The 13,870-nt window shown below is 45.3% G+C and carries 11 protein-coding genes; 7 read left to right on the top strand and 4 right to left on the bottom strand.

All coding sequences use genetic code 11. The features are described from left to right. The first annotated feature begins 6 nt into the window (after positions 1-6). From BZA03_RS20685 to BZA03_RS07135, 3 genes are read left to right on the top strand one after another with little or no spacing between them, the layout of a single operon-like run. The gene (locus BZA03_RS20685) at positions 7-384 is read left to right on the top strand and encodes a DUF3019 domain-containing protein (protein ID WP_110288382.1); all 378 of its coding nucleotides are present in this window, start codon (positions 7-9) and stop codon (positions 382-384) included. Further along, on the top strand, positions 384-1,088 hold the full coding sequence (locus BZA03_RS07130) for a response regulator (protein ID WP_069943844.1): 705 nt from the start codon (positions 384-386) through the stop codon (positions 1,086-1,088). The genes BZA03_RS20685 and BZA03_RS07130 overlap by 1 nt, the downstream gene beginning before the upstream one ends. After that, entirely contained in the window at positions 1,085-2,305 is a 1,221-nt protein-coding gene (locus BZA03_RS07135; RefSeq protein ID WP_181417284.1) for an ATP-binding protein, read from the top strand. The genes BZA03_RS07130 and BZA03_RS07135 overlap by 4 nt, the downstream gene beginning before the upstream one ends. Positions 2,306-2,442: 137 nt before the next feature. Here the strand turns inward: BZA03_RS07135 and BZA03_RS07140 are convergent, their stop codons facing one another. The 4 genes from BZA03_RS07140 to BZA03_RS07155 form a co-directional block, all read right to left on the bottom strand. Continuing rightward, positions 2,443-3,639 (bottom strand): ABC transporter permease, encoded by a 1,197-nt coding sequence (locus BZA03_RS07140; protein ID WP_110288384.1) that lies wholly within the window; start codon positions 3,637-3,639, stop codon positions 2,443-2,445. Continuing rightward, positions 3,623-4,444, bottom strand: coding sequence for an ABC transporter ATP-binding protein (locus BZA03_RS07145; protein ID WP_014978519.1), 822 nt, complete (start codon positions 4,442-4,444; stop codon positions 3,623-3,625). Before BZA03_RS07145 ends, BZA03_RS07140 begins: the two co-directional genes overlap by 17 nt. Before the next feature lie 316 nt (positions 4,445-4,760). Continuing rightward, entirely contained in the window at positions 4,761-5,807 is a 1,047-nt protein-coding gene (gene recA / locus BZA03_RS07150; RefSeq protein ID WP_014948506.1) for a recombinase RecA, read from the bottom strand. A 120-nt stretch (positions 5,808-5,927) separates the two neighbouring features. Continuing rightward, positions 5,928-6,467, bottom strand: coding sequence for a CinA family protein (locus tag BZA03_RS07155; protein WP_110288385.1), 540 nt, complete (start codon positions 6,465-6,467; stop codon positions 5,928-5,930). Between the two features lie 143 nt (positions 6,468-6,610). Between BZA03_RS07155 and mutS the strand changes: the two genes are divergently transcribed. From mutS to BZA03_RS07175, 4 genes are all read left to right on the top strand, one after another. Beyond that, positions 6,611-9,232, top strand: coding sequence for a DNA mismatch repair protein MutS (gene mutS / locus BZA03_RS07160; RefSeq protein ID WP_110288386.1), 2,622 nt, complete (start codon positions 6,611-6,613; stop codon positions 9,230-9,232). A gap of 156 nt (positions 9,233-9,388) precedes the next feature. Beyond that, positions 9,389-11,020 (top strand): CTP synthase, encoded by a 1,632-nt coding sequence (locus BZA03_RS07165; RefSeq protein ID WP_014978516.1) that lies wholly within the window; start codon positions 9,389-9,391, stop codon positions 11,018-11,020. A gap of 59 nt (positions 11,021-11,079) precedes the next feature. Continuing rightward, entirely contained in the window at positions 11,080-12,372 is a 1,293-nt protein-coding gene (gene eno / locus BZA03_RS07170) for a phosphopyruvate hydratase (RefSeq protein WP_014975823.1), read from the top strand. 291 nt (positions 12,373-12,663) lie between these two features. Next, positions 12,664-13,755: a polysaccharide lyase family 7 protein gene (locus BZA03_RS07175; protein ID WP_110288387.1), complete on the top strand. Its 1,092-nt coding sequence runs from the start codon at positions 12,664-12,666 to the stop codon at positions 13,753-13,755. Positions 13,756-13,870: the final 115 nt, after the last annotated feature.

The following is a 13,870-nucleotide window of genomic DNA, read 5'->3' on the forward strand; positions in this document are numbered from 1 at the left end:
GACGTGATGCGTATTCTGCTGCTAACCGCCCTTTTACTGCCATGCCTACCTACGTTCTCAGTAGAAAAAAGCCCCGCGTTTTTTTCTGTATTTCCAAGCGAGTGTATTGCCTCTCAAAAAGGTGAAGTTTGCATATTACCTATCACTCTGACCTACCCGGAAATGAGTTCGAGTGAGCAATGTTTGCACATAAACAATCGCCTATTAGGTTGTTGGTTACCCGATCAGCTTCCCACTAAGTATAGGTTAGAATTGGAGGCAGACTCTACACTCACTCTTAAAAGTGGAGATGACGGAAAAGCCCCCTCAGTTATGCTTAAGGTGAAATATCGAAAAGCCTCTACACACCGGCGGCGTGTAAGAAACCCGTGGAGTTTGTTCTAATGAAAAACTTAGTATTAGTAGAAGATGACGAACGTTTAGCGGCATTGGTCGTTGAGTACCTCGAACGCAACGGCTTTAACGTTTCTAGACTAGCATGCGGTGAAGGTCTTGTTGAGTTAGTAAAAACTGTTATACCAGATATAGTCATACTTGATGTCATGCTGCCAGGTGAAGACGGCTTTGCTCTGTGTAGCCAGTTAAGACAATTCTATACGGGTCCGCTTCTTTTTATGACTGCAAAAAATGAAGACTTTGACCAAGTGATAGGGCTTGAAATTGGTGCAGATGACTACGTTGTAAAACCCGTAGAGCCACGCGTGCTGTTGGCGCGAATCAATGCATTATTAAGACGAACAATATCGGCGTTACCACAAGAAAGTAATAGCGATGTGTTGCGTTTTGGTTCGCTTTCTATTGATAAAGCCTCACGTCGAGTGACGCTTGCAGATAACGTTATTACGCTGACAAGTCATGAATTCGATTTACTCTGCTTACTTGCTGACAATGCTTCACAGCTAGTCGACCGAACTACCCTTTATAGAAAACTGATTGGTCGTGAGTACGATGGTCTTGATAGGTCAGCTGACGTACGTGTATCTCGCCTTAGAAAAAAGCTCTCCGATGATCCTCAAAACCCTTATCGCATCAAGACAATATGGGGCAAAGGCTTCTTTTTTGTAAGCGATGCTTGGGGAGAGAAATGACGCGCTTGTTTGTCAGTTTTTACCTTTTTGTAGCTATCGCGCTGGTACTGATTAGCAGCACATTAGAGCTAGTATTACCTAACGAAAATTACGAACAAACCAAAGAAGCACAAATTTTAGAGGCAATGTTGCCTCTCGTTGTCTCAGATAGATCATCACTAAAAGAAAGGTTACACTCGACAGGCGTAAACTATGAAATCAAGCCCATTGGCTCGGTTGGCTGGTCAGACGCCGAGCGAGCCGCAATATCCAATAACCGATCGATAACGCTGTTCGACGAACAAGCCAAATATATTTACGCGCCCATCGGCAATAAGGAGTTTATAGCACTTACGTTGCCCTACGAAAAAGTATCAACGCCTTACCTGATTGTTTACCTTTTTGTCTTTCTAGTTTTACTTGGTTTAGCAATGGCGGTCTGGTTATGGCCATTATGGCGTGATCTCTCACATATTACCCGCGAAGTCAGTCATCTAGGACATGAGACAGAGCAACTTTCTATTTCACTCAAAAAACGTTCGATTATGCAGCCTATCGCCAACAGGCTTAACTTACTGAGTGAGCGCGTGCACGGTTTGCTTCGAGATCAAAGAGAATTGACCGGCGCTGTGGCACATGAATTTAGAACCCCTATCGCTAGATTAAAGTTTGCACTGGAAATGAACCCCGATCCAAGTAGTGAAGCCTGGAATGGGATCCTTGCTGATATCGATGAGCTAGAAGGCTTAGTACAAGAAATGCTGGACTACACTCAGTACGATGCCATTACACCTGAGCTTAGCATCTCAGATATTCCTGCCAAGGAACTCTGCGAAAACCTAATCGAGCGTCTATCTTTGACAACTGACAAGGCGTTAGCGGTCATAGGAGAAAACGTAGTACTACGAGGGGATGGCCATTTTGTGGAGCGAGCTGTGTCTAACCTCCTTACCAATGCCATTCGACATGCGCACAGTAAAGTAGCAATCGAAATTCAGTCAACTCCAGATACCATTACTATTTCAGTGAGTGATGACGGCGACGGTGTAGCTCCGAGTTTAGCAGAGCGTATATTCGAACCTTTTTACCGACCCGACAATAGCCGTGTCCGCTACTCTGGTGGTGCAGGTTTGGGGCTTGCCATTGTACAGCGAATTCAATACTGGCATAAAGGCACCGCAAGCGTAAAGCCAAGTGCTTTAGGTGGAGCGAGCTTTATTTTGACTTATCCAAAATAGACGTTAAAAAAGCCGTTTGGGTTGTTTGAACTTCCCCGAACAGGTGGGTAATCCGACTGTTCGGGGAGCCTTAACAAACACCAAACGGCTTTCGTCATAGCATTGATATGTTTGAGAAAATACTCAAATCACAGCTGTTATCTGAACAACACTTTTTCTTTGTTAAACCAATGGATACAGAAGAAAATTAATCCGGTTGCAATCACTGCGGTAGACGTAAATATGCCAAAGAGCGCAAAGTAGTCCATGGTACCTTTGAACAGCTCTTTCATCGCTAGGGCAACGTTAGTCAGCGGTACCCAAACCCAGCCGCCTTTAAGCTCTACACCCGGCATCATGGCTATAATTACAGGGAAAATAACCACCATAATTAACGACCCCATGTAGCTTTGCGCCTCTTTAAACGAGCGAGCATAAATTGAAAGTGATAGTAGAATAGCGGCGAAAACTGCCACCACTGGCACCAACATTAGAAAGATCAGCAGGAAGTCCACAAGACCAATCATCGACATGATCTTAACCACAAACTCAACGGCCATGCCTTGCGATAACACCAGTCCCCATATAGCCATGGAAGAAACGGTAATAAGCGCAGTAATTATCCCCGCAGTAGCGATAGTAAAGAATTTACCCAGTACCAGCTTATGACGGTCCATCGGCGATATAAGTAGTGTTTCTAATGTACCCCGCTCTTTCTCACCGGCGCCTAAGTCAGCCGCTGGGGCCATAGCGCCTTGAAGGCACAAGATGAAGATGAAATATGGCAGCATACCGCCTAAGCGTTCACCCCACACTTCGCGATCGTCGGCGACATTTTGCTTTTCTATCTTGATTGGCTTTAGCAAGGCCTCTTGCTGAGTTTCATCTAGATTAAGCTGCGCAAAAGCGGTTTGTTGGAATGCATCGGTATATTCATCAATGATGTCGGATACGCGCCCCATCACCTTATTTAGACCAGCATCGTTGAGATAAAGCTCAATCTTATGCTGACCTGAACGCAAAACATCGCTATCAAAGGTTTCTGGAATAACCAAAACAAAATCCAACGTTTCGTTTTTGATGAGTTTGGCGTAGTCAGTCTCATCGCCAATCGCAACCGGTTCGAATTTATCTGATGCGTCGTTAAAAGACTGTACAATTGCTGGCGCGTAAGCTTCACCAACTATCGCGTATTTCAGTATTTTATTTTCCGCTTTATCCGCCGCTGAACTCATGAAAAAGAACGCGACACCGAAAATAGCTGGGAATAATAAAAGCGGTAGACCAATCATGAATATGATGGTTTTCTTATCCCGTAATAGTTCTTTGAATTCCTTTTTAAAGATTAACCACATTACCCATCTCCTCAGAATCCATTGATAGTGTTTTTAGGAAGCTCTTATGCATTTGCCCGCCAGCCCCGTCATTACCAGACAAAGCGCTAAAGGCGGCTAGCGAATCGTTAAATACCGTTTCACCTTGGTTAATCACGGTCACCTTGTCGCAAAGGGTTTGCACCTCATCAAGGTGGTGAGTAGAGAAAATAACCGGGGTACCTTTATCTTTAAGGCGCTGAATAAATTCCATCACGGTACTCGTTGCCATAATATCAAGGCCGGTAGTAGGTTCATCAAGCACCACTAGTTCAGGCTCGTGTATAACAGCGCGAGCAATAGAAACTTTTTGCTTCATCCCTGATGAGAAATTCTCGGCACGTCTATCAAGGAAGGTTTGCATATCGAGTAAATCAGCTAACTCTTCAATACGCGCGTTAATCACATTTTTTGGAATACCGTGCAACTCACCGAAGTAGCTAATATTCTCTCGGCCACTCAAACGACCATAAAGGCCCGTTGAGCTAGATAAAAAGCCAATTTTTTTACGGGCAATATTAGGGTTAGAAAGCACATCCTCACCACCAATGATAACTTTTCCGCTATCAGGCTTTAGTGCTGTTGAAAGCATGCGAAGTGTGGTTGTTTTGCCAGCTCCATTTGGCCCTAACAGCCCAAGCACCTGTCCTTTTTCGCAAGTAAACGACACATCCCTTACCGACTGGAAATAGCGCCCTTTTAATCGCGGGTCCTTTTTTTCCTGTTCGCTAAGCTTTTTTGGGTTCTCCACCTCAAAACGCTTAGCAAGGCCTGATATTTCAATCATTTCCCTTCCCTCTTCTCACGTGTGAACAGTAGCACCGTTCATTATTGTTGTAGGCTTGCTTTGCTGTAGCCGCAAATTATGCCGTTCTATTTGTTTAAAGTTGTTTTAGCGTACTAACCAGCTTTGGCAGTAATGGCCATTGCACCCTAGTAGTCTGAACTTACAAATATTTATTACAGCATTCCTTGTTTTTATTTGTTGTACAAGTTTCAGCCTTGCATTAAGTGTTAGTAAATATTTCTTAATATACCCTTTGATGAAGCCATAAAAAAACCCACCTAGCGGTGGGTTCTTAATATGCGGTTAAGCGCTAATTTTACTCAGGAAGCACATCGTCTTCTTGCTGAGGTACCGCTTCCTCTGCTTTCATTGTTTTAGAAAGCAAAAGTTCTTGGCGGATCTTAGTTTCAATCTCGTTTGCGATCTCAGGGTTCTCTTTCAAGAACTTCATTACGTTCGCTTTACCTTGACCAATGCGGTCGCCCTTGTAGCTATACCAAGCACCCGCTTTATCAACTAGCTTTTGCTTAACACCAAGGTCGATAAGCTCAGCTTCTTTGCTGATACCTTCGCCGTAGCGGATCATAAATTCAGCTTGCTTAAACGGAGGTGCAACTTTGTTCTTCACTACCTTAACGCGAGTTTCGTTACCAACTACCTCGTCGCCTTCTTTCACTGCACCAATACGGCGAATGTCTAGACGAACAGAAGAGTAGAACTTAAGCGCGTTACCACCGGTTGTAGTTTCTGGGTTACCAAACATAACACCAATCTTCATACGAATTTGGTTAATGAAGATACACAGTGTATTTGAACGCTTGATGTTTGCAGTAAGCTTACGCAACGCTTGCGACATTAGACGCGCCTGAAGACCAACGTGAGAATCACCCATGTCACCTTCAATTTCAGCTTTGGGTGTAAGCGCCGCTACCGAGTCAACAATAACAACATCTACCGCACCTGAACGTACAAGCATGTCGCAAATTTCTAGCGCTTGCTCACCAGTATCAGGCTGAGATACCAATAGTTCGTCGATGTTTACGCCTAGTTTTTCAGCATATACCGGGTCTAGTGCGTGTTCAGCATCAACGAAAGCACAGGTTTTACCCTTGCGCTGCGCTTCAGCAATAACTTGAAGTGTTAGCGTGGTTTTACCTGATGATTCTGGCCCGTAGATTTCAACAACACGTCCACATGGCAAACCGCCTATACCTAGAGCGATATCAATGGTAAGAGAGCCAGTAGAAATCGCTTCAATATCCATGGCTTGGTTATCGCCTAAGCGCATAATTGCGCCTTTACCAAATTGCTTTTCAATTTGGCCAACTGCGGCGGTTAAAGCTTTTGATTTGTTATCGTCCACGTATGTATCCTCTAGGATTTGCGGTTAAATTCCGTATTGGTGTTTTCCATATCTTGTATGAAATTACCAAATAATGATCACATTCTATACTGTACAAGCATACAGTTTCAACCAGTGTTTTTAATTTTCACTCAACATTTTAACTAAGTGAGTAATCGCAAAGCTAATAGCGTGTTGACGTACTTCGTCGCGATTGCCGCTAAACACCTGTTTAATTTGCGCTTCGTGTTCTCCACATAAAAAGCCGAACCATACCGTGCCCACTGGTTTTTCTTTGCTACCACCGCCAGGACCGGCAATGCCACTAACCGTTACAACAAGTTGCGCTCCGCTATTACGGCGCACGCCGTCTGCCATTTCAATTACCGTTTGCTTCGACACCGCGCCGTACTCTTTTAGCGTCTGCTCTGTTACGCCCAGTATGCTTTGCTTTGCGTCGTTTGAGTACGTCACCCAGGATTGGTTAAACCAATCAGAGCTGCCAGCCACACTGGTAAAAGCAAAAGCGATTCCTCCGCCTGTGCAGGATTCAGCGCTTGATACAGTCCAACCTTTTTCCCTTAGTGCGTCGCCTAACACCTGAACTTGCGCAGATAATGCGCTATCAAGCGTTAAAGGGGTGGCGTTTGCTGTCGAATCAGTTGAAAATGTTGTGCTCATTTGGATATACCTAATTACACCTGTTGTGCTTTATCAGATCTTCGCTTGATCTTAGTGGGCGTGAGTTTATCATTTATTCCCCTCAACAGGCATTAAACCCAGCAACAAATTCGCAGAGGCATTTTTTGGAATCACATACTCCTATGATGCGCCAATACCTGACTATTAAGGCGCAGCATCCGAATATTTTACTGTTTTATCGCATGGGCGACTTTTATGAGTTGTTTTACGACGATGCCAAAAAAGCTGCTGAATTACTGGATATTTCATTAACAGCCAGAGGAAAATCTGGTGGTGAACCTATTCCTATGGCTGGTGTGCCTTATCATGCGGTAGAAAGTTATCTGTCACGCTTAGTGAAAATGGGCGAGTCAGTAGCCATTTGTGAACAGGTAGGCGACCCAGCCACCAGTAAAGGCCCTGTTGAACGCGCAGTACAGCGTATTGTTACACCCGGTACAGTCACCGACGAAGCATTGCTTGAAGAACGTCGCGATAATATATTGGCCGCCGTTTGTGGTCACAGTATGCACTATGGTCTGGCAACCCTAGATGTTACAAGCGGTCGTTTTGTTGTGTTTGAATGTGACAGCGATGAAAGCCTACTTGCTGAAATTCAGCGCATTAACCCAGCAGAACTGCTCTATCCTGAAGGATTTGAAAGCTTGTCTCTTGTTGAAAACCGCAAAGGACTTAGACGCCGTCCTGAATGGGAATTCGACATTGATACCGCCACAGAGCAATTAAACGCACAGTTTGAAACCAAAACATTAGATGGCTTTGGAATAAAAGGCGTCACTAAAGGCTTAGGCGCAGCGGGCTGCGTTTTACAATATGTAAAGGATACCCAGCGCACTGCTCTGCCTCACATTCGCCGCATTCAGACCGAACAGCAAGACAGCCGCGTGCAGCTGGATGCTGCCACCCGCAGAAACCTAGAACTTACCCATAATTTGTCGGGCGGACAGGAAAATACGCTGTTCAGCGTGATGGATACCACCACTACGGCCATGGGTAGTCGTATGCTACAGCGTGTTATTCACTCGCCTTTAACTGATCAGCATGAACTGCACAGCCGCTTGGATGCTGTTGAAACGTTCATTAATGACGACCCTGAAGATATTCGCGCAGCGCTCAAACACATTGGTGACATTGAGCGTATTATGGCGCGCTTAGCCCTTCGTTCAGCGAGACCACGGGACTTCGCTCGCCTAAAAAATGCCTTTAACGCCCTGCCTGACTTACAAGATGCTCTAGCTCGGTTCGACACAGGCCAAATCAGAAGTATCTGCGAAACCATTGGCACTTACCCTGAGCTTCAAGCCCTGTTAAACGATGCCATTATTGATAACCCGCCAGTGGTAATACGGGATGGTGGCGTGATTGCCGAGGGCTACAACGCCGAACTTGATGAATTGCGCAAGCTATCACAAGGTGCTACCGACTACTTAGACGCTATGGAACAGCGTGAGCGCGAGCGCACCGGCATTTCTACGCTAAAAGTGGGCTATAACAAAGTTCATGGCTTCTTTATTGAAATTAGCCGGGCCAACAGTGCATTAGCGCCTGCTGAATATATTCGAAGGCAAACCCTTAAAAACACTGAACGTTATATAACGCCAGAACTTAAAGAGCACGAAGATAAAGTGCTAAGCAGTCAGGGTGCTGCACTAGCTCTTGAAAAGCAGCTTTACGAAGCCTTATTCGACAACTTTGCGCCACACTTAAACAACTTAATTGAAACTGCCGCGGCGCTAGCCAAGCTCGACGTTCTGTGCTGTTTTGCCGAACGCGCAGTCTCCCTTGATTGGTATCGACCTCACTTGAGTCAAGAATGTGCGCTTACTTATGATGCCGGCCGCCACCCTGTGGTTGAGAATGTAATGAAAGACCCCTTCATTGCCAACCCGCTACAGCTAGATACCGAGCGCCGCATGCTAATTATTACTGGCCCGAACATGGGCGGTAAATCAACTTACATGCGCCAAACAGCGCTGATTGCGTTACTAGCCTGTATCGGCAGTTTTGTGCCTGCAGAAAATGCACACATTGGAAAACTTGATCGCATCTTTACCCGTATTGGTGCATCAGATGATTTAGCCTCAGGTCGCTCTACCTTTATGGTTGAGATGACAGAAACGGCGAACATTCTAAACAATGCTACAGAAAACTCTCTGGTATTAATGGATGAAATAGGCCGAGGTACCAGTACCTATGACGGATTGTCACTGGCTTGGGCATGCGCAAGTTATTTAGCAAAGCAGCTGAATGCTTATACGCTTTTTGCCACGCATTACTTTGAACTAACTGAACTTCCGGAAACGCAAAGTGGCGTAGTGAATGTGCACTTAGACGCGATGGAGTTTGAAGATACTATACGCTTCATGCATACCGTATCAGAAGGCGCGGCGAGCAAAAGCTTTGGTTTACAAGTTGCCCAACTTGCAGGCGTACCTAAGGCGGTAATAAAAGCGGCGCAACAGAAGCTTGCGGTGTTGGAATCATCACACCTTATGACCAGCACGGAAGATGGATCAGAGAAAGCCAACGATGAGGCTTTTGTAGCGAAGAGCTCGGTAAAAGGTGCAAATAAAACAAGCGCATCAGTTAAAGCTACATCAAATACCAAAGACCAAGCTGAAATGCTGTTCCCTGATAAGCCGCACCCGGTAGTAGAAGCCCTTGAAAACTTGTCACCCGATGAGCTATCACCGCGCCAAGCGCTAGACCTTATCTACACACTTAAGCGCCTGAGCCAATCTTAAAGCAAGCTAAAGCGCGTATAAATTGCGCATCATGTGGGCAAATTGATTGTCTGCCCACATGAATTTGCGTATACTATCGCCCCGTCCAAAGTGTAGCTGGTTTTGTTCTAAACTCAGCCTATATTTACCATACAACCCAAACGTTCTAGGTTTCGCATGACAAATTATATTTTCGTCACCGGTGGTGTAGTTTCATCGCTAGGTAAAGGTATTGCTGCAGCATCGTTGGCCGCAATTCTGGAAGCTCGCGGTCTCACCGTAACCATGTTAAAACTCGACCCTTACATCAATGTCGACCCGGGCACTATGAGCCCTATCCAGCATGGTGAAGTATTTGTTACCGATGACGGCGCTGAGACCGACCTTGATCTTGGTCACTATGAGCGTTTTATTCGCACCCGCATGACTAAGCGCAACAACTTCACTACCGGCCGTGTATATGAAGAAGTGTTAAAGCGCGAGCGTCGCGGTGATTACCTTGGTGCAACTATTCAGGTTATCCCTCATATCACCAATGAAATTAAGCGCCGCGTAATTGAAGGTGCTGAAGGTCATGATGTAGCTATTGTTGAAGTGGGCGGAACCGTAGGTGACATCGAGTCACAACCTTTCTTGGAAGCAATTCGTCAGCTAGGTACCGAAGTAGGCCGTGAACGCGCTATGTTCATGCACCTAACGCTTGTACCTTATATGCCAGCATCAGGTGAAGTAAAAACTAAGCCTACGCAGCACTCGGTAAAAGAGCTTCGCTCGATTGGTATTCAACCAGACATTCTCGTTTGTCGTTCAGTAGGTGCATTGCCGGCTAGTGAGCGCTCGAAAATCGCTCTATTCACAAACGTTGCTGACAAAGCCGTTATTTCTTTGAAAGACGTAGACAGCATTTACCGCATCCCTGCTGCACTTAAAGCACAAGGCATGGATCAGCTAGTTGTAGACCGCTTCGGTCTTGAGTGTGAAGAAGCCGACTTATCTGAGTGGGAACAAGTACTTTACGCAGAGTCAAACCCTACTGCAGAAGTTAACATTGGCATGGTAGGCAAGTATGTTGAATTACCTGACGCTTATAAGTCTGTTAATGAAGCGCTTAAGCATGCTGGCCTTAAAAACCGTCTGACTGTGAACATCCACCACATTGACTCACAAGACGTGGAAAGCAAAGGTACCCAAATTCTAGAACAACTTGATGCTATCTTAGTACCTGGTGGCTTTGGTGAGCGCGGTATAGAAGGCAAAATTGCTGCTGCGCGTTATGCTCGTGAAAACAAAGTCCCTTATCTTGGCATTTGCTTAGGTATGCAGGTAGCACTTATCGAATTCGCTCGTAATGTTGCGGGTATGGAAAACGCGAACAGCACAGAGTTCGACTCTGAAACCCCTTACCCTGTAGTCGGCCTAATCACTGAGTGGTTAGATGCTGCAGGAACAACTGAAACTCGCACAGAAAACTCAGATCTTGGCGGTACCATGCGTCTAGGTAGTCAGCTATGTCACCTTATTGAAGGTACAAAAGTTCATGAGATGTATGGTAATGCCGAAATTTATGAGCGTCACCGTCACCGTTACGAAGTGAACAACAACCTGCGTGACCAAATCGAAGCCGCTGGATTAAAGGTAAGTGGTTTGTCCACTGACAAGCGACTTGTAGAAGTGGTGGAAATCCCTGATCATCCTTGGTTCATTGCGGGCCAATTCCACCCTGAGTTCACATCAACTCCTCGGGATGGACACCCATTATTCACTGGTTTCGTTGCTGCGGCAGGAAAATACCAGAAAGAAAATCACTAATTTCTAATAAAAGGGGTGCTCTCTCCCGTTGCACCCCATTCAATTGTTGAGGAAAAAACATGGCGAAAATTAGTCGCATTATCGGACGCGAAATCTTAGATTCACGCGGAAACCCTACCGTAGAAGCAGATGTATACTTAGAATCAGGCGTAATGGGCCGTGCTGCAGCACCATCTGGTGCATCTACTGGTAGCCGCGAAGCACTAGAGCTACGCGACGGCGACAAGTCTCGTTACCTAGGTAAAGGTGTAACAAAGGCAGTTGCAGCAGTTAACGATACCATCGCGCCAGCGCTTATCGGTAAAGACGCATTAGCGCAAGCTGATATCGACGGCATCATGATTGACCTTGATGGCACAGAAAACAAAGAAACCCTTGGTGCGAACGCAATTCTTGCAGTTTCTCTTGCTGTAGCTAAAGCGGCTGCGGCGGAAAAAGGCGTAGCGCTTTACGAGCACATTGCAGACCTAAACGGTACATCTGGCCAATACTCTATGCCAGTACCTATGATGAACATCATCAACGGTGGTGAGCACGCTGACAACAACGTAGACATTCAAGAATTCATGGTACAGCCAGTTGGCGCGAAGAGCTTCAAAGAAGCACTACGTATGGGTGCAGAAATCTTCCACGCTCTTAAGAAAGTACTGTCTGCTAAAGGTCTTAATACAGCAGTTGGTGACGAAGGTGGTTTTGCCCCTAATCTTAGCTCAAACGCTGAAGCGCTTGCAGTAATCGTAGAAGCCGTTGAAAACGCTGGCTATAAAATGAATGAAGACATCACCCTTGCACTAGACTGCGCGGCGTCTGAATTCTATAAAGAAGGCAAATACGTACTATCTGGTGAAGACAAGAGCTTCGATTCAGAAGCGTTTGGCGATTACCTTGCTGACCTTTCTTCACAATACCCAATTGTATCTATTGAAGACGGCCTGGACGAAAGCGACTGGGACGGCTGGGCAAGCCTAACTAAGAAGATTGGCGACAAAGTACAGCTAGTTGGTGACGACTTGTTTGTAACTAACACTAAAATTCTTAAGCGCGGTATTGATAACGGTATTGGTAACTCAATCCTTATCAAGTTCAACCAAATCGGTTCACTAACTGAAACCCTTAACGCTATTAAGATGGCGAAAGATGCGGGCTTCACAGCGGTTATTTCTCATCGTTCAGGTGAAACTGAAGACGCCACTATTGCCGACCTAGCAGTAGGTACAGCAGCGGGCCAAATCAAAACGGGTTCACTATGCCGTTCTGACCGTGTTGCTAAGTACAACCAGCTACTTCGTATTGAAGAAGCACTAGGTGACGCTGCTACATACAAAGGCCGTAGCGAAATCAAAGGTCAATAAAAAAGGCTCATTGAAAAGCCTTTATTGTGGACTGTTAACAGAACACTGTTGTTAACCATCGTTTTTTTAAAAGCCAGTTAGCATTGCTATCTGGCTTTTTTATTACCCCTTAATCTAAATCTACTAGCAAACCCACCCAAAACTTACCAATAGCCATAAAATGTAAAACCAAATTGAACGCATTGGTAAACCAATAGCAATATTGTTACTATGAAGTTGCGGAAACATTAACCTATGCTATGCGACCGCAGCCCTACGTATACAGCATTAATTACATAATAAGGCCTGTTTATGAAAGCAATTTTGCCAACCCAGAAGCGCTGGCTTGTTATCTCTAGTACATTCTCTACTGTACTCGCCACTGCATTAGCAACCACAAGTCCAGTATGGGCAGAAGACCTCGCGCTGCCTGCACAAAAGTACGATTTAAGTGAGTGGTATTTAACGTTACCTGCTGACGATAACAACGATGGAAAAGCTGACAACATTTCTGTTGAAGACCTTCAGTCTTTTACGCATCCTTCGTTTTTCTATTTGAATAACGAAGGTGGATTGGTGTTCACCAGTCCTAACAAAGCATTAACTACAAAGAACTCTACAAATACGCGAAGCGAACTGCGCCACATGCTGCGTGGCAACAATAAGTCAGTTAAAACACAGTCAGCAGAAAATAGCTTTACCGTTGCCAGTAACCCCATAGCGCGACGCTTTGCCCGTGTGGGTGGAAAAATGCAGGCCACATTGAAAGTGAATCATGTAGCGCTAAGAGCTAAGTATCCCGAGAAACCACCAGCATATTCTGTGGTTGTAGGCCAAATTCACGCAACTAAATGGAAAAAGAAAGTAAAAGGCTTTGGCTGGGGCAATGAACCGCTAAAAATATATTTTAAAAAATGGCCTGAACACGAAACCGGCTCGGTATTTTGGACCTATGAGCGAAACCTTCCTAAAAGCGACCCAAAGCGCAAAGACATTGCCTATCCTGTTTGGGGTAACCTGTGGACTGACAGTACCGACCCTGGCGCTCAAGGCATTAAGCTTGATGAGACGTTCAGCTACACCGTGAACGTTCATGGCGATATCATGCACCTTAGGTTCGAGTCAAAAAATCATGAAACCATTGAGTATTCCATTAACCTTGCCAATGCCGTTGATGCGTATGGACAGGTAGATAAATACGATCATCCCTACGGTTATACCCTTGATTGGAACTACTTCAAAGCTGGCGCCTATAACCAGTGCAGCACAAAAGACGACCCCGCATTCTGGTATCCGGCCTGTTTAGGCACGGGTAATTGGGAAGAAGATGAAAAAAATGGTGACTACACGCGAGTAACCTTTACTGAACTTACGGTGACAGAAAGTACACCAGAAGAGAACTAGAAGAGCCTTTGTTATTGACTGCGATTGTGAATATATAAAAAATGCCCCATTTATTGGGGCATTTTTGTTTATCTTACCGACAAAAATACTTGTTGGCGAAAAGGCTACAGCTTCA

The sequence above is a fragment of the Alteromonas sp. I10 genome (assembly GCF_003201515.1).
Taxonomy (GTDB): Bacteria; Pseudomonadota; Gammaproteobacteria; order Enterobacterales; family Alteromonadaceae; genus Alteromonas; species Alteromonas macleodii.

Bases quoted from the DNA above. Each gene is read 5' to 3' on its own strand.
- BZA03_RS20685 (WP_110288382.1), top strand. From the start codon at position 7: ATGCGTATTCTGCTGCTAACCGCCCTTTTACTGCCATGCCTACCTACG.
- mutS (WP_110288386.1), top strand. From the start codon at position 6,611: ATGATGCGCCAATACCTGACTATTAAGGCGCAGCATCCGAATATTTTA.
- BZA03_RS07140 (WP_110288384.1), bottom strand. From the start codon at position 3,639: ATGTGGTTAATCTTTAAAAAGGAATTCAAAGAACTATTACGGGATAAG.
- BZA03_RS07130 (WP_069943844.1), top strand. From the start codon at position 384: ATGAAAAACTTAGTATTAGTAGAAGATGACGAACGTTTAGCGGCATTG.
- BZA03_RS07155 (WP_110288385.1), bottom strand. From the start codon at position 6,467: ATGAGCACAACATTTTCAACTGATTCGACAGCAAACGCCACCCCTTTA.
- eno (WP_014975823.1), top strand. From the start codon at position 11,080: ATGGCGAAAATTAGTCGCATTATCGGACGCGAAATCTTAGATTCACGC.
- BZA03_RS07145 (WP_014978519.1), bottom strand. From the start codon at position 4,444: ATGATTGAAATATCAGGCCTTGCTAAGCGTTTTGAGGTGGAGAACCCA.
- BZA03_RS07175 (WP_110288387.1), top strand. From the start codon at position 12,664: ATGAAAGCAATTTTGCCAACCCAGAAGCGCTGGCTTGTTATCTCTAGT.
- BZA03_RS07135 (WP_181417284.1), top strand. From the start codon at position 1,085: ATGACGCGCTTGTTTGTCAGTTTTTACCTTTTTGTAGCTATCGCGCTG.
- BZA03_RS07165 (WP_014978516.1), top strand. From the start codon at position 9,389: ATGACAAATTATATTTTCGTCACCGGTGGTGTAGTTTCATCGCTAGGT.